The sequence below is a fragment of the Hymenobacter cellulosilyticus genome, from assembly GCF_022919215.1.
Lineage (GTDB): Bacteria > Bacteroidota > Bacteroidia > Cytophagales > Hymenobacteraceae > Hymenobacter > Hymenobacter cellulosilyticus.
Genome location: NZ_CP095046.1, coordinates 5,510,515 through 5,531,513 on the forward strand (window position 1 = coordinate 5,510,515; position 20,999 = coordinate 5,531,513).

Here is a 20,999-nt window from a genome sequence, read left to right on the forward strand (position 1 = left end):
TAAGGGGTTCTGCAAGCTACGCCAATATTCAACAACCTACATATATCGGCGCTGCCAGATCTTGTACCAGTGCTTGTTGCGGGGGTAGCTGCGCGTGCCCGTAATATTGTTGAACACCAGGGCCACCAGCAACAGAATGACGACGCCCGTTAGCACTGGCATGAGCATATACCAGTAACCTAGGGCCTTGAGCTGGGCCGAGCCTATGTTGGCAACCAGGGCAGTAGCGCCGCCGGGCGGGTGCAGGGTCTTGGTAATCTGCATGCTCACAATGGTCAAGGACACGGCCAGGGCTGCGGCCAGCCATAGCTCCCCGCCTACCAACTTCTGGACCGTGACGCCAATAAAGGCGCCGATCAGGTGGCCGCCAATGAGATTGCGCGGCTGGGCCAGCGGCGAGTTGATGTGGCCGTACAGTAAAACGGAGGTTGCCCCGAACGAACCAATTATCCACAGCGTATCAGTGCGCTCCAGCACGTAGCTGTTCAGCAGGCCAATGAGTCCGATGCCGACAAAAGAGCCCAGAAACGTCCAGATGTGCTCTTTGTAATCGAACAGCATCTCCTCGTAGACAATCAGCTTTATCCGGCGCGCAGGCTCCCGCAGTCTTCTTCGCATGGTCATCGTTGGGTTGGCCAACAGTTATTTTTCGCGGGCAAAGGTAAAAACCCAGCCGGGGAGGAAAAATCAGGCCCGGGCCAGCTGGCCAGAATACGGCTATGCCGCCTGGTTCTACTGGCCTCTACTCTCCCGCACCGCTGGCTGCCAACGCGGCTACCTCGGCCCGCAGCCCGGCTACCCGGGCCGCCAGCACGTGGAAGCTTGCCGCGGCATTGGCTGGGTGAGGTTCTGTCAGGGCCAGATCGGCCACCAGTTCGGCCAGCCAACGGGCATAATGTACGGCCTCGGCCGGTTCGGGAAAGGCGGTGACCGTCTGAAGTTGAGCCAGCCCGTAACGACGGCGGGCCAACAGCGTGGCGCGGGCCTGTAACCGAGCCAGCTCCTGGCCATGCGTTAGCAGCAGCAACCGGCAGTCGTGCAGACGGCGCTGCAACTGCTTAGAAGCCGGGGCCGGGACGGGAAGCGTTGGCAGCTGAGCATCAGGCGGAGGCAGCGGGGCCTGCGGATCGAAAGAATCTGGCGTGGGCAAAGCCGGGGGCCCCTGCCCCAGGGGCGGCGGCAACAGGGCACTGAGCCGCAGCAAGCGCGGAGCCAGGGCTGGAGGCAGCCCCCGCCGCCCGGCCTCCACGTGCGAAACAAACCCCGTGGACACGCCCAGGTAGCGAGCCAGCTGCCGCGTCGACAACACCAGATGAGCCCGTATGGCAGCTGTGAGGCTCAGGTCAACTGGTAAGGAAGTAGGAGCAGCAGGCATAGGATAAGGCTAGAAATACTATTATTACCGCTAATTGGACAATAACCGGGGAGGCCCAGCAGGTAGACGCAGATAACAGAATTTAGTTACGCTTCTACCAAGACTGGTAGAAGGATGATTATTTTATACCATATGCTTCTACCAAATTTGGTAGAAGACTGTAGAGAATTTCACACTATCTTCTACCAAGTAAGCAATAAGCCATAAGTCGCGGCCGGGCTGCGACACTGGCCCCATTAGAGCAGGTCTCAATGCGGCCCAAAACTCACCCGGCCCGCCGCAACGGGCGTTGCGGCGGGCCGGGTGAGTTTATGCAACGTGAATATCTATTTCTCCTCTCGCGAATGTATGTACTGCCACATACCAGTGTCTGGCTTAGCCACTCGAAATAACTGGTTGACTTTCAGTCGAACAATCTGGATTGAGTCATTCCACATATCCTGATAAGAGGCATTCAGCTTTACTCGCCAAGTTGAATCATCGATAAGCCAGCCTTCAAGACTACCCGATTGGATTCGATAGTTATTACCGTTAGACGCAGACAAGGCCGCAAAAGCACTGGTAACATCCGTTAGCTTGGCTTGCAGCAGCTGATTGTTAGTCAGACGAAAATGGCGGCTTTTACCGTTTATCTGAAAGAAGAAATTATCCTGGGACTCATCGTCAATCACAATGTCCTCCATTTTTCCGGTCTTCTCATTGAAGTGCAGCGGGTTGTTAAACCGCGAGAAGGCGAAGACCATGCTGTTTTTCGCAGCCAGCATGCCAATGGTCGTTTCATCGTAGAAAAAGCCCCGGTATCGTAAACTGGAGGGCAGCTTTTGCCGGGGGTAATCCACGGTTCTCGCCAGCGCGAAAGCTGGATACACGTGTCCCTCCTCGTAATGTGCGATAGAGTCGACCCGGTTCCAAACTCTGTCCGGCGGCGGAGGTGGTGGGGGTGGCGGATGCTCATGCGGCTCATACGCCTCATCCTGGACCGCTTCCGATTTGGACGAACAGCTGCTCGTCCAAAGCGAAACTAGACAGCATATAAGCCACCTCCTCGTCATCACACCTGAATTACGCCCACGTTGTACTGCTTCTCAATGGGCGCGTGGTTGGCCATGCTGATACCTTCCGAAATCACCTTGCGGGTTTCGAGCGGGTCGATAACGGCGTCGACCCAGAGGCGGGCAGCGGCGTAGTAGGGCGAGAGTTGCTCCTCGTAGCGGGCCTTGATACGGTCCAGAAGCTCCTTTTCGGCCTCGGGCGTGATTTCCTCCCCTTTAGCTTTAAGCGAGGCCACCTGAATCTGGAGCAGCGTGTTGGCGGCGGCGGCCCCGCTCATTACGGCCAGCTGGGCCGTGGGCCAGGCCACGATGAGGCGGGGGTCGTAGGCCTTGCCGCACATGGCGTAGTTGCCGGCCCCGTAGCTGTTGCCGATGATAACCGAGAACTTGGGCACCACCGAGTTGGCCATGGCATTCACCATCTTCGCCCCGTCCTTAATAATGCCGCCGTGCTCACTCTGGGAGCCTACCATGAAGCCCGACACGTCGTGCAGAAACACCAGCGGAATCTTCTTCTGGTTGCAGTTCATGATGAAGCGTGCGGCTTTGTCGGCCGAGTCGGAGTAGATAACCCCGCCCATCTGCATGGCGCCCTTCTTGGTCTTCACAATCTTGCGCTGATTGGCTACGATGCCCACGGCCCAGCCATCAATGCGGGCCAGGCCGCAGATCAGCGTCTGCCCGTAGAGGTCCTTGTAGGGCTCAAACTCCGAGTTGTCGACCAGCCGCTCGATGATGTCCATCATGTCGTAGGGCTTCACCCGGTCCGACGGCAAGAGGCCCAGGATTTCCTTTTCGTCCTTGGCCGGAGCCACGGGCGCTTTGCGCGAGAAGCCCGCCGTGGGGCTGGCCCCGAGCTTATCGAAGATGTTGCGAATGTGGTCCAGGCACTCCTCGTCGGTGGCAAACTTATAGTCCGTCACGCCCGAAATTTCGGAGTGGGTGGTAGCCCCGCCCAGGGTTTCGTTGTCGATGGTTTCGCCGATGGCCGACTTCACCAGGTAGGAACCCGCCAGGAACACCGAGCCCGTGCCGTCCACAATCATGGCCTCGTCGCTCATAATCGGCAGGTAGGCGCCGCCGGCCACGCAAGGGCCCATAATGGCGGCCAGCTGCACGATGCCCATGGAGCTCATCACGGCATTGTTGCGGAAGATGCGGCCGAAGTGCTCCTTGTCGGGGAAGATTTCGTCCTGCATCGGCAGATACACCCCGGCCGAGTCGACGAGGTAGATAATGGGCAGCTTGTTTTCGATGCTAATTTCCTGGGCCCGCAGGTTCTTCTTGGCCGTAATCGGGAACCAGGCCCCGGCCTTCACCGTGGCGTCGTTGGCCACAATCACGCACTGCCGGCCCTGCACCCAGCCAATGACGACCACCACACCGCCCGAGGGGCAGCCTCCCTCCTCCTTATACATTCCCTCGCCGGCAAAAGCGCCGATTTCAACCGTGGCCGAACCTTTATCAACCAGGTACTCGATTCTTTCCCGGGCCGTGAGCTTGCCCTTGGCCTTGTGGGCGGCCAGGCGCTTTTCGCCGCCGCCGAGCTGCACCCTTTTCAGGCGCTGGGAAAGTTGAAAGGTCAGTTGCTTAATGCTGTCTTCGTTTTTGTTGAATTCCAGGTTCATCGTGGGTGGGGAGGAAAGTAGTGAAGTGATGAAGTGGTGAAATGGTGAGTTGTTGTTCAGCTGGCGCGGTTTTGCGCCGTCAAAACCTCAACTCATCATTTCACCACTTCACCATCTCACCGTGAGTGCGTGCATAAAAAAATCCGCCTTGGGAAGGCGGATTCAAAGGTAAGCAAGTAGCGCGAAGCGGCGGCTTCGCGCTACTGGTGATGAAGTGGCTATTTAACGGTCGAGTCGGTGGCGCCGATGGAAGGCGTGGTTTCTACCTTCTTTTCCTCAACTTTGATTTCGCCGTCGGCCTTTTTGGTGGTTTCCTTCTTGGTCTTGTCTTTGCCGCCCCGCCAAACACCGAGAAGTGTACGTAGCGCTTGGGGTTGGCCTTCAAGTCGACAAGCAGGGCGTTGGAGCTGGCGGCCGTGGCGTTGAGGTTGGTGTAGAGCGAGTCATTATTGATGAGCTTGCCCAACGAGCCTTTCTGGTCGGTCATGGCTCTGTTCAGGGCCGTCATGGAGCTCTGCGCTTCGGTCATGGTGGCGTTGAGCTTGCGCATGGCCGGGCCTACCGGGGCGCTTTTCAGCGAGTCGCTCAGCTGGGAGAAGTTGGAGGCAATCCGGTCAAACTTCTTGCTGGTCTTGTTCAGCTCGGCCGTGAGCGTGGCCATGTTGGTGGTAATCTGGTTGATGTTGCGCTGATTCATAATCAGCAGGTTTTTCAGGGCTTCCGTTGAACCCTGGGCGTTGAGCAGCGTGGCTTGCAGGCTTACCTTGGCTTCCTTACTCAAAAAGCCGTTGACCTTCATCAGGGTTGAGTCTACGGTGCCGAGCACGGGCAGGGCCTTGGCCTGGAAGGCGTCGGTGATGCTGGCCACGGTGTAGGACTTGAGTTCCTGGCCCCCGTCGTACACCTTGGAGTTCTTGCCCAGAAACAAGGTGATGGTCTTGCTACCCAGCAACGAGCCCGAGAGGCTGGCCACCGTGGAGTCGCCCACCGTGATGCCCTTCTGCAGCTCCAACGACACGCGGATGCGGTTCCGGTCTTCGGGCAGCAGCTCCATGTTCTTGACCTGCCCCACTTTGATACCGTTGAGAATAACCGGGTTGCCCACAGTCAGGCCGTCGACGTTGTCGTAGCGGGCGAAGTAGGTTCGGTCCGACGAGAGGAGGTTACTGCCTTTCAGGAAGTTGAACCCGATATATAAGGCTGCCAGGGCAACAATGCCCAGCAGGGCCACTTTAATTTCTTTTGACACGCTGCGTCAGATCTTGAGGGTGTAACGGGCAGGTAATAAACGCTAACTCAATTCAAAGTGGATTGAAGCCGGCTATTCATCGTTCATGGCTTCCAGTTCCGTTTTATAATCCCGGAAAGCCCGGTAGATGCCCGAGGCCATATACGTTTGCCCCGACTTATCGTTTAGATACTGTTCTTCGGTGCGGTTGGTCAGAAAGCCAGCTTCAATCAGCACCGAAGGCATGGTGGATTTCCAGAGCACCAGAAAGCCGGCCTGCTTGACTCCGCGCGAGTGCCGCTTCACGGTAGTGCGAAACTGCCGGTCGACCTGTTGGGCAAAGCGCAGACTGTTGACCATGTGGGCGCTTTGGTAGAGCGAAAACAGGATGTGGCTCTGGGGCGAAGTGGGGTCGAAGCCGCTGTAGCGCTCCTTATAGTTGTCTTCCTGCAGAATAACCGCGTTTTCGCGCTTGGCCACCGAGAGGTTGGCGTCGGTCTTGTGCGGCCCCATGGTCCAGACTTCGGTGCCGAAGGCCGAAGGGGCGCTGGCGTTGCAGTGCACGCTGATGAAAAGGTCGGCCCCGTGCTTATTGGCAATGCCGGCCCGGTCGGCCAGCTCCACAAATACGTCGGTCTTGCGGGTGTATACCACCTTCACATCGGGCATGTTTTCCTCGATAATCTTGCCCAGCTCCAGGATGATTTTCAGGGATACATCGGCCTCCCGCGCCTTCACGCCGGTGCAGCCACGGTCCTTCCCCCGTGCCCGGCATCAAGCACGACGGTACGCAGATGGTATTTTTCGGGCGGCAGCCCGGGCGCACCCGGCACTACCGCTCCCGATGAGCCCGAAAGAAAAAACAGGCCCGACAGGCAAAGAGCGACAATATTCCGCACGGAGTTCGTTAGTTGGGGCAGCTACCCGTTACCTTTGCAAACAGCCACAAAATAAACGATAAAAACCACGTGGCCCTGTCTACGCTGTCTATCCTGTCCGCATTCCGTCTTTTCTATCGTACCTGGGCACCTCTGTTGCTCGTTGTTGTGCTCGGGCTCGGCAGTACTGCCACGACCTGGGCGCAGCGCAGAACTAGGATTCCGGCCCCAGGCGGTATGCCCGGCTTAAGCGCCCCCGCGGGTGCAGGCCGCCCTTCTGCCTTAGGAGCCGATACCGTCCGCACCCGCCCTCTGGTAACGGCCACCGATACCAGCCGCGCCGGCGACTCGCTGCGCGTTTCGGCCCGGCCCAAAGGCGACATTGAAACCACCATTAAATATTCGGCGACGGACTCGATTCGGTTCGAAGTGCAGAATAAAGTGGCGCGGCTGTACAATAAGTCGGACATCGACTACGGGGACATGGAGCTGAAGGCCCAGCGCATCACCATCGACTACAGCAAGAACCTGCTCACGGCCGAAGGCGCCGCCGATACAACCGGGAAGGTTACCGGCAAGCCCGTGTTCAAGGACGGTGGCGGCACTTATACGGCGGGCCGCATCAACTACAACTTCAAAACCAAGCGCGGCAAGATTGCCGAGGCCGTAACCCAGCAGGGGAAGGCTACGTGCACGCCGAAACCATCAAGAAAAACGAGCTGAACGAAATATTCGGCCGCAACGGGCGCTACACCACCTGCAACCTGGAAAACCCGCACTTCTTCATCAATGCCACCCGGATGAAGATGATTCCGAAGGAAAAGGTGGTTACCGGGCCCTTCAACATGGTTATCGGCGACATTCCCACGCCGCTGGGCTTTTTGTTTGGCTACTTCCCCACCCCGGGCAAAAGCCGGGCGTCGGGCCTGCTGTTTCCTACCTTCGGCCAAACGTCGGACCGGGGCTTTGCCCTGCGCAACGGCGGCTACTACTGGGTGGTCAACGACAACGTGGGCGTGCGCCTGACCGGCGACATCTACTCGGGTATCGGCAACTCCTTTGGGGGCTACAACCTGATGGCCGAAACCCAGTACCTGAAGCGCTACTCCTACAATGGCCTGCTGAACTTCTCCTACAGCGTGCGTCCGCCGGATATTATTCTGCCCTCGAACTCGATTAATACCAACCCGGAGTACCGCAAGCCCCGCTCGGCCCGCACGCTGTGGGTCAACTGGAACCACACGCCTACGCCCCGGCCCGGTGGCGGCCGGTTCTCGGCCAGCGTGGCGGCGGGCAGCCCCGACTTCAACCGGCAGAACAGTTACGACCAGCGCCGGTACCTGGCGGCGGCCTTCAACTCGACCATTCAGTACTCGAAGACGATTCGCAACTCGCCGGTCAACTACAACGTGCAGCTCACCCAGAGCCAGAATACGAACGGGCTGATGACTTTTACCCTGCCCAGCGTGACGGTGGGCGTGGCCCGGCAGTACCCCTACGAATGGTTTGGCCTGACGCCCAAGGGCAAGTTCTACGAGCAGCTTTCCATCAGCTACGACCTACAGGCCCGCAATGAGCTCAGCAACCAGATTCCGGCCCGTACCCTGAATGGCCTGCCCCTGCTGGGTGGCACCAATGAGGGCAGCCAAATTCCGGTGCGTTTCTCCAACCTGCGGCCCTTCCTGCGCAACGCCCGCAACGGCATGCAGCACGACTTCCAGATTTCGCTGGGCAACTATCCGGTGCTCAAAAACATCATTCTGACGCCTTCGGTCCGGTATCGGCAGTATTGGTTTGGGCAGCGCCTTAGCTACGAATACAACGAAGTGGCCCGGGCCATCCGCATCGATACGGTACGGGGCTTCAATGTGGTGTCGGAACGCGCGGCAGGCCTGAGCTTGACGACCAACCTCTACGGCACGCTGGTACGCAAGGGCACGCACAAGATTCAGGCTATCCGCCACAAGCTTACCCCCAGCGTCAGCTACAGCTACTCACCCGACTACACCGGGCGCTCCAGCCTGAACTGGGTTAACCCGGATCTTGGCAGCCTGACCAACGCTCAGGGCCAGTCGTACAACCAGCGTGACAGCCGGGGGCGCATCCTCAATCCGTTAAGCTTCTCCCGCTACAACAACTTTCTGTATTCAACACCGAATACGATCCGGGCCAGCGCAATTTCTTTCACCCTAAACAACCAGGTGGAAATGAAGGTGCGCAACAACAACGACACGACCGGTACGACGCCCTTTGAGAAAGTCAGCCTGATTGATGGTCTGGACTTTAGTACGGCTTATAACATAGCCGCCGATTCCCTGAATCTCCAGCCCCTGTTTATGAACTTTCACACCCAGGTGGCCCGCAAGCTGAGTGTGAATGCCACTGCCAGCTTCTCCTTCTACCAGCGCGACTCTACCGGCCGCGAGCTGAACCGGTTCCTGCTGGAGCAGTCCAGCCGCCGCCTGGCCCGCCTGCAGACTGCCGACTTCTCCCTGAACTACCAGTTCAACCCTTCGCAGGGCAAGCGAAAGTCGACCGTAAAGCGGGATGTGGCCCCGACCAACACCCTGGGCTCCCCCAACCGTATCAATCCGTACGAGGAGTACGTGGACTTCGACATTCCCTGGGAGCTGACTTCCAGCTTTGCCATCAACTACACTGACCCCGGGCCCATTCCTTCCCGTGGCACTTACCTCCGGCCCCGCGCCATTGCCCGGGCTTCGCTGAACGTTACGGGCTCGGTAAAGCTGACGCCCAACTTCCGCTTTGGCTATACCACCAGCTACGACTTTATCAGCAAGCGGCCCGTGGCCCCTATGCTGGATTTCTACCGGGACCTACACTGCTGGCAAATTTCGGGGACCTGGACGCCCTTCGGCGAATTCCGGGGCTACGGCGTGACGATTTCGGCCAAGTCGTCGTTGCTGCAGGACCTGAAGCTCAACCGCAACCGCAGCTTCTGGAACCGCTAATTCTGCTGTAACTACCTGCGCCGCCCGCCTCTTTTCACCAGGAGGCGGGCAGCTTTTTTGTGGGGTACTCCCTAGCCGCTGCGCTTTGGGCAAACCAGGTAAGGGCGGCTGACCGGCACCCAAAGCGCTGGTTCTGCCAAAAAATCCGCAGCTTTGCCCTTATTCCTTTCCCTTCCGCTTTAGCAGTCCTCTCTGATGTCGCAGCACAAAGAAGTTAAGCTCGTTACCACGCATCAACTCCTGGCCATGAAACGGCGGGGCGAAAAGATTTCGATGCTTACCGCCTATGATTTCTCGATGGCCACCATCCTCGACGGGGCGGGCATCGATGTGCTGCTGGTCGGCGACTCGGCTTCTAACGTCATGGCCGGCCACGAAACGACGCTGCCCATCACCCTGGACCAGATGATTTACCATGCCCAGTCGGTGGTGCGGGCCGTAAAGCGGGCCCTGGTGGTGGTAGACATGCCATTTGGCTCGTACCAGGGCAATTCTTCGGAGGCGCTGCGCTCGGCCATCCGCATTATGAAGGAATCGGGCGGACACGCCATCAAGCTCGAAGGTGGTGCCGAAATCAAGGAGTCTATTACCCGGATTCTGACGGCTGGCATTCCTGTTATGGGCCACCTGGGCCTCACGCCCCAGAGCATCTACAAGTTTGGCACCTACACCGTGCGGGCCAAGGAAGAAGCCGAAGCCCAGAAGCTTATCGAGGATGCCCAGCTGCTCCAAGACCTGGGCTGCTTTGCCTTGGTGCTCGAAAAGATTCCGTCGACCCTGGCCAAGCAAGTAGCCGAAAAGCTCTCTATTCCGGTTATCGGCATTGGGGCCGGCCCCAACGTGGACGGGCAGGTGCTGGTCGTGCACGACATGCTGGGCATTACCAAGGAGTTTAAGCCCCGCTTCCTGCGCCGCTACGCCGAGCTGGCCGACCTGATGCATGATGCCGTGACGCGCTACGTGCAGGACGTGAAAAGTCATGACTTCCCCAGCGCCGAGGAAGCCTACTAACCGCTGCTAACCGTCTGCCGCTTACCTTTACCGCGTGAATCGTCCTAATATCTGGTCGGAGCAGAAAGAAATTCTGTTCGAAGACAACCACCTGCTTATCCTCAACAAGCCCGCCGGCGTGCTCGTGCAAGGCGACAACACCGGGGATGAGCCGCTGTCGGTGAAAGCTGCCGAATACCTCCGGTTTAAATACAAAAAGCCCGGGGCGGCCTTCGTGGGCGTGGCCCACCGTCTCGACCGGCCCGTGAGCGGCGTCGTGGCCCTGGCCAAAACCAGCAAGGCTCTGAGCCGGCTAAACGAAATGTTTCGGGACAATAAGGTGCATAAAACCTACTGGGCCCTGGTAGGCAAGTGCCCCGAGCCTAATAGCGGCCACCTCACCCACTGGCTGGTGAAAGACCCAATTCGCAACGTGACCAAGGCCTACCCCAAAATGCACCCTCAGGGCCTGAAAGCGGATTTGGATTACCAGGTGCTGGGCCAGGCCGGCAACCGTTTTCTGATTCAGGTGAATCCTATTACCGGCCGCCCCCACCAGATTCGGGTGCAGCTGGCCACGGGCCTGGGCACGCCCATCGTCGGCGACGTGAAGTACGGTTTCCTGGCTCCCCTGCCCGACGTGAGCATTGCCCTGCACGCCCGGCAGCTGGAGTTTGAACACCCGGTTACGAAAGAGGCTATGTGCTTCCGGGCCCCGGTGCCGGAAATGGCCCACTGGGAGGCTGCCCAAACCTTCTACACCGTCTAGAAGTTTGTGCTTTAGCTGGACTCAACAGGTCCGGCGGTGCTTACCCCGCGGCACTTGCGGCCGGCCTGAATAAGATTTTGGCGTTTTAGGTCAAATAATTGACCGCCCGTCAGCGTGGCCGTAGGTTTGTATTGGCAAATGTGAACTTATAGCCAACCGTTGGGTTTGTGCGGGCAGTTTGCTGCCGACTTCTAGAGCGTCCCTAATTTTTCTGGCCCATGCCGATACTCATTTTCTTTGTAGCGCACTACTACCTGTCGCTCTTCACGCAGACGTTCTATCTGCACCGCTACGCCGCCCACAAGATGTTCACGATGAACAAATTCTGGGAGCGGTTCTTCTTCCTGTTCACCTACATCTGTCAGGGTTCGTCGTTTTTGTCGCCGCGGGCGTACGCGCTGCTGCACCGCATGCACCACGCCTACTCCGACACGGAAATGGATCCGCATTCGCCCCTGTTCTCGTCGAATGCCTTCAGCATGATGTGGAAGACCAAGAACATCTACAACGACGTGCTGAACCGCAACTACGCCGCCGCCGAGCGTTTCGAGGGCGACTACCCCGAGTGGTCGTTGATTGAGAACATCGGCGACAAATGGTACTCCCGCGTGGGCTGGGGCACGCTCTACGTGCTCTTCTACGTGCAGTTTGCTACCGCCTGGTGGATGTACCTGCTGCTCCCGATTCACTTCCTGATGGGCCCCATTCACGGTGCCATTGTCAACTGGGGCGGCCACAAGTATGGCTACCAGAACTTCGACAACCACGACCACAGCAAGAACACCCTGGCCCTGGACTTCTTGGCTTTCGGCGAGCTGTTCCAGAACAACCACCACAAGCTGCCCATGCGCGTCAACTTTGGTGTGAAGTGGTGGGAATTCGACCCAACCTACTCGGTTATCTGGACCTTAGATAAGGCTGGTATCATCAAGATCAAGCGCAAAGTAACCGCTCAGAAGATGAAAGCCGCCGCTTAAGTGGTGAGGTTGCAAAAGGGCAAATGGTGAATTTACCTTATAGCCTTTTCTAGCAGCAACATAGTTCGAGTCCCTCTAGTCTAGGCTGGCGGGACTCGTTTCTTTTCTATAGTTGGGACGTTTCCTCTGACCACATAGAAGCATTCGAAACTATATACTGCACAATCACAACTTCACCTTTCACAACTTCACCTTTTCCCTTACCTTTGCACCTCATTTTCAACCAGACGCACGAGTTGCGTCGCTTAACCAACCCGGTTTATGGCAGTTAAAATCCGCCTCGCCCGTCGTGGCCGTAAAAAGGCCGCTCAATTCGATATCGTAGTAGCTGACGCCCGTGCTCCCCGCGACGGCCGTTTCATCGAGAAAATCGGTACCTACGACCCCAACACCAACCCTGCTTCCATCAACTTCGACGGCGACAAAGCTTTCGACTGGATCATGAAAGGTGCCCAGCCCACCGATACGGTGCGTGCTATGCTCTCTTACCGTGGTGTACTGTACCGCAAGCACCTGCAGCTGGGTGTTATCAAAGGTGCCATTTCGCAAGACGTAGCCGACGAGCGTTTCACTGCCTGGAAAGAGCAGAAAGACGCCAAAATCGAAGGCAAGCGCACTTCGCTGGGCTCTGCTAAGGACGAAGCCCGCAAGGCTGCTCTGGCTGCTGAGACCAAAGTTAAAGAGGCTCGCGCCGAAGCGCTGCGTATCAAGAATACGCCCGTAGCTGCCCCCGCTGCTGAAGCTGCCGAAGGTGAAACGACCGAGGCTGCTGCTTCGACCGAAGGCACCGAGGAAGCCGGCGCCTAAGCGCTAGCCCAGAGTCAGGGAGTTTGGAAGGGTGGTGCTCCTGCAGCGCCGCTTCCAGACTCCCTACTTTTTTGACCTTACTTCTCCCTTTTCGCATGACTATCGACGACTGCTACCTGCTGGGCTCCCTGGGCAAAACGCACGGCCTGAAAGGCTTTGTAGTAGCCTTTATGGACGTGGCCGATCTGGATGAGTACCGGAGCCTGAAATCGGTGTACCTGGAGTTGCCCGGCAAACCTGGCAAGCTCGTGGAGTACGGCGTGGACAAGCTCCAGCCCCAGGCCGACGACCGGGCCCTGCTCAAGCTTACTGGCATCGACACGATAGAGGCTGCCGAGCCCCTGCGCAACGCCAAGCTTTACCGCCCGCTGGCCGAGCTGCCCGAGCTGGAAGACGACCAGTTCTACTTCCACGACGTGATTGGCTACACCGTAGTTGATGCCGTATTGGGCGAGCTGGGCACCGTGGAAACCTTCTACGAGATGCCCCAGCAGGATTTGATGGGCATGCGCTACAAGGGCAAGGAAGTATTGGTGCCGGTGGTGGACGAGCTGGTTTCCCGTGCCGACCAGGCAGAGAAAAAGCTTTACGTGAATCTGCCTGAGGGCTTGCTTGACGTGTACCTGAGCCCAGCTTCCGGGAGCGGGACGAGCCCGACGAATTCGACGGGCCCGAAACTGAGGACGAGGAGCCGGCGGACCAGAAGTAAGCTATGCGCCTCGACATCGTCACCTGCCAGCCTGAATTGCTGACCAGCCCTTTCGCCGTTTCCATTGTGAAGCGGGCCCAGGAGAAAGGACTGGCCGAAATTCACGTGCACGACCTGCGGCGCTACGCCATCAACAAGCACGGGCAGATTGACGACTACGTCTTTGGCGGCGGAGCCGGTATGGTCCTGCGGGTAGAGCCCATTGCCGCTTGCTTCGACGAGCTGTTGGCCCAACGCAGCTACGATGCCGTCATCTACATGACACCCGACGGCGAGACGCTGCGTCAGCCGCTGGTTAACCGGCTTTCCCTGGCTGGCAACCTGCTCATTCTCTGCGGCCATTATAAGGGCGTGGATGAGCGGATTCGCAAGGCCTACATCACCCACGAAATCAGCGTGGGCGACTACGTGCTGAGCGGAGGCGAGTTAGGCGCAGCTATTCTGGTAGACGCCGTGGTACGGCTCTTGCCGGGCGTGCTCGGCAACGAGGAATCAGCCCTGAGCGACTCGTTTCAGGACAACCTGCTGGCCCCACCCGTGTACACCCGACCCGCGGAATGGCGGGGCGAAAAGGTGCCCGATATTCTGCTCTCCGGCAACACGCCGCTGGTAGAGACCTGGCGCCACGAACAAGCCGTGGAACGGACGCGTCAGCGCCGCCCCGACTTACTGGCAGAATAAATTTGTTAAGTGGTTAATGAGCTGAATGTTGGTTTTTGCGCCGTAAAGCCTTCCGCAGCTCCATAATCCACTACTGAACAATTTCTGCCATTTGTAATCATCAAAACAGAGCGCTATATTTGCGCCTCTTTAAGCGAAACCCCTTGGGCGGCGGCGCCGTCCTTTTTCAAGTTTTTCCAGCCATGAGCGTATTACTCGATTTTATCCAGCAGGAGTCCCAGGAGCGCCGCGCCAGCTTCCCTGTTTTCGCCGCCGGCGACACCGTTAACGTCCACGTGAAAATTCGCGAGGGCAACAAGGAGCGTATTCAGCAGTTCCAGGGTGTTGTTATCCAGCGCAAAAACGCCAGCACCAACGGCGAAACCTTCACTGTGCGCAAAATCTCGAACCAGATCGGTACCGAGCGTATTTTCCCTTTGCTGTCGCCCAACATCGACAAGATCGAGCTGGTGCGTCGCGGCAAAGTACGTCGCGCTCGTCTGTTCTACCTGCGTGGCCTGTCGGGCAAAGCTGCCAAAATCAAAGAGCGTCGCGGTTAATCCCGCTTCTCTTTAGAAGTACAAAAGCCGGCTCCTGTGAAAGGAGCCGGCTTTTTTGCGTTTAAGCTGATTCAGTAACAGCTGGTTTAGCTGTTCGGCTGGTTGTTATTCTGCAGATCCTGCTCAGCGCTGGTCTGGGTGTGTTGCACTTGCTTGGCAGCAGCCAGCAGGGCCTCCCCGAGCTGCTCTACGCGAGGCTTGGTGTTACCGTCGGCAAACACGGCAGACTTGATGGTGTTTTCGCCGAGGCGGCCCAGCAGGCGGCCAATAACGTTTTTATCGTAGGTGCCCGAGCCGAAGTGGGCTTTCAGCTCCTGAAGGTCCACGATGAGCTGGTGCAGCTCGGGGTTGTCGACATCTTTGAGGTCCTGAATCCAGCGTTGCAGCACGTTGTCGAACCCGGCGTGGGAGGCTACTTCCTGTAGGTTGCCGGTGAGCATGCCCGTAGCAGCATCGAGGTGGACTTGGTGTTGCACTTCTTTCTTTTCCATGGTAGCGGGGGTTTTGGCGGTAAGGTTGTCGCGGTACTTTGGCTGTGTAAACGGGCTCCTGCCGATGAGGTTATCTGCGGCGCAGCTTTTCCGGCCCCGAAAACGTACTTTCGCTACCGATTCCTTTCTACCCTGCTCTCCTTTCATGAAAAAAGTATTTGCCGGCGCTATCCTGCTCACCCTCCCCTACCTGACTATTGCCCAGCAAAGTCCGGCCCCCAAGGGGTACTGGCAGCAGGAAGCCAACTATTCCATCGACGTAACGCTCGACGACAAGCAGCACGAGCTCCGGGCACTGAGGAGCTGCAGTACACTAACAACTCGCCCGACCAGCTCACCTACATCTGGTTTCACTTGTGGCCCAACGCCTACAAGAACACGTCTACTGCCTTTGCCAAGCAGCAGCTACGCAACGGGAGCCGTAAGTTTGAGTTTGCCAAGGATTCCCAGCGCGGCTACATCGACCAGCTCGACTTTAAGGTAAACGGCCAGAGCGCCCAGCTCGCCTACGACCCCGAAAACCCGGACATTGCCAAGCTGATTCTGCCCCAGCCCCTGGCCCCGGCGCCAAGGCCACCATCTCGACGCCTTTCCACGTCAAGATTCCGGACTCGTTTTCCCGCTTCGGCCACGTCGAGCAGTCTTATCAGATAACCCAGTGGTACCCCAAGCCCGCCGTATACGACAAGAAGGGCTGGCACCAGATGCCTTACCTCGACCAGGGCGAGTTCTACTCCGAGTTTGGCTCCTTCGATGTGCGCATCACGCTGCCGGCCAACTATACCGTAGGTGCCACGGGCGTACTGCAGAACCCCGATGAGCAGCAGCGCATGGACAAGCTGGCGGAAGCCACGGCCCTGAAGAAAACTGCAGCCGACTTTGGCAAGGACGTTTCCTTCCCGGCCTCATCTTCGGAAACCAAGACCCTGCGCTACGTGCAGGACCGCGTCCACGACTTTGCCTGGTTTGCCGACAAGCGCTTCAACGTGCTGAAAAGCGGTGTGACGCTACCTTCGGGCCGGCAGGTTACGTCCTGGGTGCTCTTTACCAACGCAGACGCGCCTAAGTGGATCAAGGGCCTGCAGGACGTGAACGACGCGCTGACCTACTACTCGCAGTGGGTAGGCGAATACCCATACTCGGCTGCCACGGCCGTGGATGGGGCCCTAAGTGCCGGCTCCGGCATGGAATACCCGATGGTGACCGTAACCCTACCCTCAGCCATTGTGCACGAGGTAGGCCATAACTGGTTCTATGGTATTCTGGGCTCGAATGAGCGGGACCACGCCTGGATGGATGAAGGTGTCAACTCTTACGTGGATGCCCGCGTGTCCGAGCGCGACGACCCGCAAGGTGGTATGTTCGGCGGGATGCTTAAATCTAAAGCCCTGACGACAAAGCTGGGAATCGACGGCTTGCCAACCTCAGCTCTGGGCCAAGTGCCGTATCAGGTTGTAGCCAGCCGTGGCCTCGACCAGCCGGTAGCGGGCCCGCGGGCCGACAAATTTGGCAAGAATAACTACGCCTTCATTGTGTACCTGAAGACGGCGGCCCTGCTGAGGTACTTGGCCGGCTACCTGGGGCAGGAACAGTTCGACAAGGTCATGCACGCCTATTACGACCAGTGGCAGTTCCGCCACCCCTACCCCGAGGATATGCAGGCCGTCTTCGAATCGTCCACGGGGCAGCAGCTCGACTGGTTTTTCAAGGACATGCTGCAAAACACCCACCGCTACGACGCGGCCGTGTCCGATATCCAGATAACGGATACGCAGGTAAAGGTGCTGGTGCGTAATGACTCGCCCGCCCCGTTTGCCGTGCCCGTCAGCACTGTGGATGCTGAAGGCAAGGTGCTCGAAACCCAGTGGACCACGCTTATTGGCACCGAAGACGAGCAGGACGAGGCCCAGGTTAACTTCCGCAAAGAAGGAGTGGCCGCCGTGGTAGTGGACGCCAATTACCTCACGCCCCAGCTCAACCGCCGCGACGACCGAATGAAAATCAGCGGATCCTTGCGCCGCTTCGAGCCCATCAGCATCAAGCCCCTAGCCGGCGTGGAGCGCTGGGACCGGTCGACTATTAACTGGGCGCCGGTTATTGGGGCCAATACTTCGGACAAGCTCATGCTGGGCGCGGCGTTTTATAACAACCCGCTAACGCCCAAAAACCTGAACTACCTGTTGATGCCGATGTACAGCTTCAACCGTAACGAGCTCAACGGTATTGCCAACGTAAACGTGAGCGTGCTGCCCAACTCCGTGGTGCGCCAAATCGTGACCGGGCTGACGCTACAGCGCTTTGAGCGGTACTTTAAGGTAGAGCCCAGCATTACCCTGAAGCTGCCTTTCTCGGCCTATGATGGCCCCCAGCACACCATCCGGCTAGCCAACACGGCCGTGCGCCTGCAGGACCGCGGCAACGAAACCATGAGCATCCAAACGGGTGAGTACGGGGTAGAAGGCGGCAACGCCCTGCAGAAATGGAGCGCCCATGTAGAGCTTAACCAGCTGACCTCGACCATTTCGCAGGAAACCAACTCGACCAATGCCGTTCTGCTGCGCGCTTCGGCTGCTTACCAGCGGTTTTATTCGCCCAAGAAACGGGTGTCGGTGCGCTTGTTCGGTGGCCGTTTCCTCGACAGCTCCTCCGACTTTGTCATGGGCTTGAGCGGCAGCCCCGATTACCGTCGGCAAACGCCCTTCCTGGACCGGCAGCAGATTTCGCACGCCTTCACCGCCCAGGTACACCAGACCGACGACCGGGACGGGGCTTTCAAGGCTTTCCTGCCAGTATACAGCCAGAAGTGGCTGAGCACGCTCAACCTGCAGGCCGATCTGCCGGTGACGCGCCTGGGTATCTTTGCCGACTTCGGAGCTACGGATGAGCGTTTCCAGCTGGATGGCAAAGTCAATAGCCAGCGGCTCTATTACGACGCGGGCTTGGTACTGCCCGTGATACGGGATATATTTCAGTTGTATCTGCCCGTAGCCGGTTCGCAGTACGCCGATGGCCTGCCCAGCAGCCGCAAAGACTTCACGGACCGGATTCGCTTTGTTCTGCGTTTGGATCAGCTCAATCCGTTTCAGCAGCTCAACCAATACTTAGCTCAGTAACCTTGTGCCTATGCGGTTTGCGTTCGGGATTATTATCGTGGGTTTAGGAATGGTGGGGCTGAGCAGCTGCCAGCCTAATTATGCCGAGCTACCCACGTTTTCGCCCGAACGCAAGCTGCTGCAGGTTGTGGTGGAAGTACCCGCTGGCAGCAACCACGCCCAGCGCTACGACACCGGCAAAAAAGACTTTGTTCCTGTGCGCAGGGCGGGCCTCGACCATGTGGTTGAGTTCCTGCCTTGCCCCGGCAACCAGGGCTTTATCCCCGGTACCCGCTTGCCCAGCACCAGCATGCCCCTGCAGGCCCTGATACTGGCTGAAACCCAGCCAGAGGGTACGGTGGTAGAAGTGCTGCCCATCGGCCTGCTCACTCTCGACGATAATGGCGTGCTGGAACAGGTATTAATAGCCGTACCGGCCCGGCCCAGCCAGCAGATTCTGCCTGGCATTACTTCATGGAAAGCTTTGGTAAAGCAATTTCCCAGCGCCAAGGAGGCCGTGGGCCAGTGGTTTCAGCACCAGGGCCGGATGGGAGAAATCCGCCTGGTAGGCTGGAAGGATGAAAAGGCCGCCGAGCAACAGGTGCGCCAGGCCATGAAATAGCCGCTGACGAATTAGTTATTCAACAAAAAAGCCCGGTCGACTCTCGACCGGGCTTTTTTGTTGGGGAGTAGGGTACACTACTCAATCTTGTTCATGCGCTCCTTAACAGCTTCCAGAGCTACGCGCATGTTGACAATGTCGGCGCGGGCAGCTTCCTGCTCTTTCAGGTTCATGTCCACCAGGTTGTTGTACTGGAGCAGTTCAGCGGCATTCTGAGCCAGCTGCTGCTGGATTTCCTGCTTCTTCAGCTTGTTCTTCTCGATGTCCTTCTTGATGGCGTCAGCTTTGTTGATAACAGCCATGTGGTTGTTCTGCGAAGAAACCAGAGCCTTTTCAGCTTCCGAAACCTGCACGGCCAAGTCTTCACGGTAGAGCATGCGGGCGAAATCCTTCAGGTATTTCTCCGAAGCCTTCCACTGCACCGGCGTAGCGTCCTTGCTCAGGTAAGCATTGCCCAAGTCAATCGACCACCATACGGTCGTACCGGTTGGGGTAGCATCTACTTTGCTGATCACACGGATCGGGGTCTTGGAGATGTCTTCAATTACAACGCCGTCCATGGTGTATACACCCTTGTCCGACTTGAACTTGCTGCCGAATTTTTCGTTCAGCATTTTTTGCCACGAATCGTCAACACGCTTGCTGTCCAGCTGGATGGTAACACGCTGGCCTTTACGAGGAATGCCCTTGATGGCCATGTCTGTTTCATCTACGGGCGATTTCTGCGCGTAGCCAGTCACTGATAGCAACAGCATCAGGAGTAGAGAGAGGAGTACGCCTGGTTTCATAGTGAAATGAAAAAGTTAAAGAGAAAGTGTTTACAAAAGGTGGTGTGGGCTCCGGCGGAGGAATCCAACTCACCAAATTTAACCAGACTCATCAGATGTTGACGCACACAAACTTGATTTTTTTTGCAGAATATTCATTTTATTGGATAGAGGCTATCTAATATTCCCATAATTCAAATGACATATCCTTAAAACAGGAATAAGTAAAACTGCTTCATTGCACAAAAACCGCTTAATCTATTTGGAAATCAAAACAAAAGCCCGTATTACCAGTTCCAAGAATCTATGCATGTAACCGTTGGTCGAACTGAACATTTTAACGCTGCGCACCGCCTGCACAACCCGGCGTGGAGCGACGAGCACAATGCCCGCGTATTCGGCAAGTGCAATAACCCTAACTATCATGGGCATAACTACGAGGTGACTGTGCGCCTTACCGGCCCGGTAGACCCGGCCACGGGCTACGTATATGACCTGAAGCGCCTCAGCGACTTAATCAAACGCGAGATTCTGGATACCTTTGACCACCGGAACCTGAATCTCGACACCGAGGATTTTCGCGAGCTTAACCCTACGGCCGAGAATATTGCTGTCGTGATTTGGAACCGGCTGCGGGCTCATGTCGAGCCCCACCTCGCCCTGTCGGTCACGCTATATGAAACGGACCGCAACTTTGTTGAATACCATGGATAATTCCGTGTCAGCGGCGGCAGCCGCGCACAGCTTCGGGCCGGCCGACTCCCACTTGTCGCCGGACCTGCGTACCCCTCTCCGGCCCGATGCGTTTGCCTTGTCGGAAGAGGAAAAAATTGCTGGCATCGCCGAGCATTTCCACCAGATCATGCAGCTGCTGGGCCTGGACCTGACCGACGACAGTCTGCAGGGCACGCCGCGCCGGGTAGCCAAGATGTACGTGCAGGAATGGTTCCGGGGCCTCGACCCCCAGCACCGCCCCGACGTGAAGCTGTTTGAGAACCGCTATGGTTACCAGCAGATGCTGGTAGAAAAGGATATTACCGTGTTTTCGTGCTGCGAGCACCACTTCGTTCCGATTATGGGTAAGGCCCACGTGGCCTACCTGCCCGGGGAGCACGTGGTGGGCTTGTCGAAGCTAAACCGGGTGGTACAGTACTACGCCCGCCGGCCCCAGGTGCAGGAGCGCCTTACCCGGCAGATTGCCGAGGAACTCAAGAATTCCCTGCGCACCGAAAACGTGGCCGTACTCATCGAAGCCGACCACCTATGCGTGATGAGCCGCGGCGTGAATGACACGAGTAGCAGCACCCTGACGGCGGAATACGGTGGGGTGTTTAAGGAAGATGCCGCACTGCGGGCCGAGTTTTTACGGCTGCTGGGCAAATGAACGTGATACACCGTTGGCTATTAAGGAGTAGCTTGCGG

At 57.7% G+C, this 20,999-nt stretch carries 22 protein-coding genes; 14 read left to right on the top strand and 8 right to left on the bottom strand.

The genetic code is table 11. From position 1 onward, the window contains the following. Positions 1-36: 36 nt before the first annotated feature. From MUN79_RS26930 to MUN79_RS26955, 6 genes are all read right to left on the bottom strand, one after another. Positions 37-618 carry an HPP family protein gene (locus MUN79_RS26930; protein WP_244675550.1) on the bottom strand — a complete coding sequence of 194 codons (582 nt, stop codon included), beginning with the start codon at positions 616-618 and terminating at the stop codon, positions 37-39. A gap of 124 nt (positions 619-742) precedes the next feature. Next, a complete protein-coding gene (locus tag MUN79_RS26935) occupies positions 743-1,375 on the bottom strand; it encodes a helix-turn-helix domain-containing protein (protein ID WP_244675551.1) in 633 nt (210 codons plus the stop codon). 326 nt (positions 1,376-1,701) lie between these two features. Then, positions 1,702-2,244 carry a hypothetical protein gene (locus tag MUN79_RS26940; protein WP_244675552.1) on the bottom strand — a complete coding sequence of 181 codons (543 nt, stop codon included), beginning with the start codon at positions 2,242-2,244 and terminating at the stop codon, positions 1,702-1,704. Between the two features lie 182 nt (positions 2,245-2,426). Further along, positions 2,427-4,055: an acyl-CoA carboxylase subunit beta gene (locus MUN79_RS26945; protein WP_244675553.1), complete on the bottom strand. Its 1,629-nt coding sequence runs from the start codon at positions 4,053-4,055 to the stop codon at positions 2,427-2,429. A gap of 262 nt (positions 4,056-4,317) precedes the next feature. Beyond that, positions 4,318-5,304 carry an MlaD family protein gene (locus MUN79_RS26950; RefSeq protein ID WP_244675554.1) on the bottom strand — a complete coding sequence of 329 codons (987 nt, stop codon included), beginning with the start codon at positions 5,302-5,304 and terminating at the stop codon, positions 4,318-4,320. Positions 5,305-5,376: 72 nt separating this feature from the next. Next, a complete protein-coding gene (locus MUN79_RS26955) occupies positions 5,377-6,021 on the bottom strand; it encodes an N-acetylmuramoyl-L-alanine amidase family protein (protein ID WP_311136612.1) in 645 nt (214 codons plus the stop codon). Between the two features lie 377 nt (positions 6,022-6,398). Here MUN79_RS26955 and MUN79_RS26960 point away from each other — a divergent pair, with 377 nt between their 5' ends. The 9 genes from MUN79_RS26960 to rplS all read left to right on the top strand — a co-directional run bounded on the left by MUN79_RS26960 (position 6,399) and on the right by rplS (position 14,605). Further along, positions 6,399-6,884, top strand: coding sequence for a hypothetical protein (locus tag MUN79_RS26960; RefSeq protein WP_244675555.1), 486 nt, complete (start codon positions 6,399-6,401; stop codon positions 6,882-6,884). After that, on the top strand, positions 6,851-9,133 hold the full coding sequence (locus MUN79_RS26965) for a putative LPS assembly protein LptD (protein WP_244675556.1): 2,283 nt from the start codon (positions 6,851-6,853) through the stop codon (positions 9,131-9,133). Before MUN79_RS26960 ends, MUN79_RS26965 begins: the two co-directional genes overlap by 34 nt. A gap of 195 nt (positions 9,134-9,328) precedes the next feature. Continuing rightward, positions 9,329-10,144 (top strand): 3-methyl-2-oxobutanoate hydroxymethyltransferase, encoded by an 816-nt coding sequence (gene panB, locus MUN79_RS26970; protein ID WP_244675557.1) that lies wholly within the window; start codon positions 9,329-9,331, stop codon positions 10,142-10,144. 34 nt (positions 10,145-10,178) lie between these two features. Next, positions 10,179-10,892, top strand: coding sequence for an RluA family pseudouridine synthase (locus MUN79_RS26975; RefSeq protein WP_244675558.1), 714 nt, complete (start codon positions 10,179-10,181; stop codon positions 10,890-10,892). Positions 10,893-11,110: 218 nt separating this feature from the next. Continuing rightward, positions 11,111-11,869 carry an acyl-CoA desaturase gene (locus MUN79_RS26980; protein ID WP_244675559.1) on the top strand — a complete coding sequence of 253 codons (759 nt, stop codon included), beginning with the start codon at positions 11,111-11,113 and terminating at the stop codon, positions 11,867-11,869. A gap of 261 nt (positions 11,870-12,130) precedes the next feature. Then, positions 12,131-12,676: a 30S ribosomal protein S16 gene (locus tag MUN79_RS26985; protein WP_244675560.1), complete on the top strand. Its 546-nt coding sequence runs from the start codon at positions 12,131-12,133 to the stop codon at positions 12,674-12,676. Positions 12,677-12,771: 95 nt separating this feature from the next. Continuing rightward, positions 12,772-13,428 carry a ribosome maturation factor RimM gene (gene rimM / locus MUN79_RS26990; RefSeq protein ID WP_244675561.1) on the top strand — a complete coding sequence of 219 codons (657 nt, stop codon included), beginning with the start codon at positions 12,772-12,774 and terminating at the stop codon, positions 13,426-13,428. Then, positions 13,389-14,066, top strand: a complete 678-nt coding sequence (trmD, locus tag MUN79_RS26995) for a tRNA (guanosine(37)-N1)-methyltransferase TrmD (RefSeq protein ID WP_244675562.1) — start codon at positions 13,389-13,391, stop codon at positions 14,064-14,066. The genes rimM and trmD overlap by 40 nt, the downstream gene beginning before the upstream one ends. Positions 14,067-14,248: 182 nt before the next feature. Then, positions 14,249-14,605 carry a 50S ribosomal protein L19 gene (rplS, locus tag MUN79_RS27000; protein WP_100337626.1) on the top strand — a complete coding sequence of 119 codons (357 nt, stop codon included), beginning with the start codon at positions 14,249-14,251 and terminating at the stop codon, positions 14,603-14,605. Positions 14,606-14,691: 86 nt separating this feature from the next. On the opposite strand, the gene MUN79_RS27005 is transcribed toward rplS, so the two are convergent. Continuing rightward, positions 14,692-15,096, bottom strand: a complete 405-nt coding sequence (locus MUN79_RS27005) for a hypothetical protein (RefSeq protein ID WP_244675563.1) — start codon at positions 15,094-15,096, stop codon at positions 14,692-14,694. A 354-nt stretch (positions 15,097-15,450) separates the two neighbouring features. On the opposite strand from MUN79_RS27005, the gene MUN79_RS27010 reads away from it, so the two are divergent. Genes MUN79_RS27010 through MUN79_RS27020 form a run of 3 tightly spaced genes read left to right on the top strand, consistent with a single transcriptional unit; the run spans position 15,451 to position 18,810 of the window. Beyond that, positions 15,451-15,750, top strand: coding sequence for a hypothetical protein (locus MUN79_RS27010; protein ID WP_244675564.1), 300 nt, complete (start codon positions 15,451-15,453; stop codon positions 15,748-15,750). Positions 15,751-15,800: 50 nt separating this feature from the next. Next, entirely contained in the window at positions 15,801-18,209 is a 2,409-nt protein-coding gene (locus MUN79_RS27015; protein ID WP_244675565.1) for a M1 family metallopeptidase, read from the top strand. Positions 18,210-18,219: 10 nt separating this feature from the next. After that, positions 18,220-18,810, top strand: coding sequence for an inorganic diphosphatase (locus MUN79_RS27020; RefSeq protein WP_244675566.1), 591 nt, complete (start codon positions 18,220-18,222; stop codon positions 18,808-18,810). Positions 18,811-18,887: 77 nt separating this feature from the next. On the opposite strand, the gene MUN79_RS27025 is transcribed toward MUN79_RS27020, so the two are convergent. Next, a complete protein-coding gene (locus MUN79_RS27025; RefSeq protein WP_100337622.1) occupies positions 18,888-19,565 on the bottom strand; it encodes a DNA repair ATPase in 678 nt (225 codons plus the stop codon). A 318-nt stretch (positions 19,566-19,883) separates the two neighbouring features. On the opposite strand from MUN79_RS27025, the gene MUN79_RS27030 reads away from it, so the two are divergent. Together MUN79_RS27030 and folE are read left to right on the top strand one after the other, a co-directional pair. Continuing rightward, a complete protein-coding gene (locus MUN79_RS27030; RefSeq protein WP_244675567.1) occupies positions 19,884-20,291 on the top strand; it encodes a 6-pyruvoyl trahydropterin synthase family protein in 408 nt (135 codons plus the stop codon). Next, positions 20,284-20,961, top strand: a complete 678-nt coding sequence (gene folE, locus MUN79_RS27035; RefSeq protein WP_244675568.1) for a GTP cyclohydrolase I FolE — start codon at positions 20,284-20,286, stop codon at positions 20,959-20,961. Before MUN79_RS27030 ends, folE begins: the two co-directional genes overlap by 8 nt. The last annotated feature ends 38 nt before the right edge of the window (positions 20,962-20,999 follow it).

Bases quoted from the DNA above. Each gene is read 5' to 3' on its own strand.
- MUN79_RS26930 (WP_244675550.1), bottom strand. From the start codon at position 618: ATGCGAAGAAGACTGCGGGAGCCTGCGCGCCGGATAAAGCTGATTGTC.
- MUN79_RS26935 (WP_244675551.1), bottom strand. From the start codon at position 1,375: ATGCCTGCTGCTCCTACTTCCTTACCAGTTGACCTGAGCCTCACAGCT.
- MUN79_RS26945 (WP_244675553.1), bottom strand. From the start codon at position 4,055: ATGAACCTGGAATTCAACAAAAACGAAGACAGCATTAAGCAACTGACC.
- MUN79_RS26960 (WP_244675555.1), top strand. From the start codon at position 6,399: ATGCCCGGCTTAAGCGCCCCCGCGGGTGCAGGCCGCCCTTCTGCCTTA.
- panB (WP_244675557.1), top strand. From the start codon at position 9,329: ATGTCGCAGCACAAAGAAGTTAAGCTCGTTACCACGCATCAACTCCTG.
- MUN79_RS26980 (WP_244675559.1), top strand. From the start codon at position 11,111: ATGCCGATACTCATTTTCTTTGTAGCGCACTACTACCTGTCGCTCTTC.
- MUN79_RS26985 (WP_244675560.1), top strand. From the start codon at position 12,131: ATGGCAGTTAAAATCCGCCTCGCCCGTCGTGGCCGTAAAAAGGCCGCT.
- rimM (WP_244675561.1), top strand. From the start codon at position 12,772: ATGACTATCGACGACTGCTACCTGCTGGGCTCCCTGGGCAAAACGCAC.
- trmD (WP_244675562.1), top strand. From the start codon at position 13,389: ATGCGCCTCGACATCGTCACCTGCCAGCCTGAATTGCTGACCAGCCCT.
- rplS (WP_100337626.1), top strand. From the start codon at position 14,249: ATGAGCGTATTACTCGATTTTATCCAGCAGGAGTCCCAGGAGCGCCGC.
- MUN79_RS27005 (WP_244675563.1), bottom strand. From the start codon at position 15,096: ATGGAAAAGAAAGAAGTGCAACACCAAGTCCACCTCGATGCTGCTACG.
- MUN79_RS27015 (WP_244675565.1), top strand. From the start codon at position 15,801: ATGCCTTACCTCGACCAGGGCGAGTTCTACTCCGAGTTTGGCTCCTTC.
- MUN79_RS27020 (WP_244675566.1), top strand. From the start codon at position 18,220: ATGCGGTTTGCGTTCGGGATTATTATCGTGGGTTTAGGAATGGTGGGG.
- MUN79_RS27025 (WP_100337622.1), bottom strand. From the start codon at position 19,565: ATGCTGTTGCTATCAGTGACTGGCTACGCGCAGAAATCGCCCGTAGAT.
- MUN79_RS27030 (WP_244675567.1), top strand. From the start codon at position 19,884: ATGCATGTAACCGTTGGTCGAACTGAACATTTTAACGCTGCGCACCGC.
- folE (WP_244675568.1), top strand. From the start codon at position 20,284: ATGGATAATTCCGTGTCAGCGGCGGCAGCCGCGCACAGCTTCGGGCCG.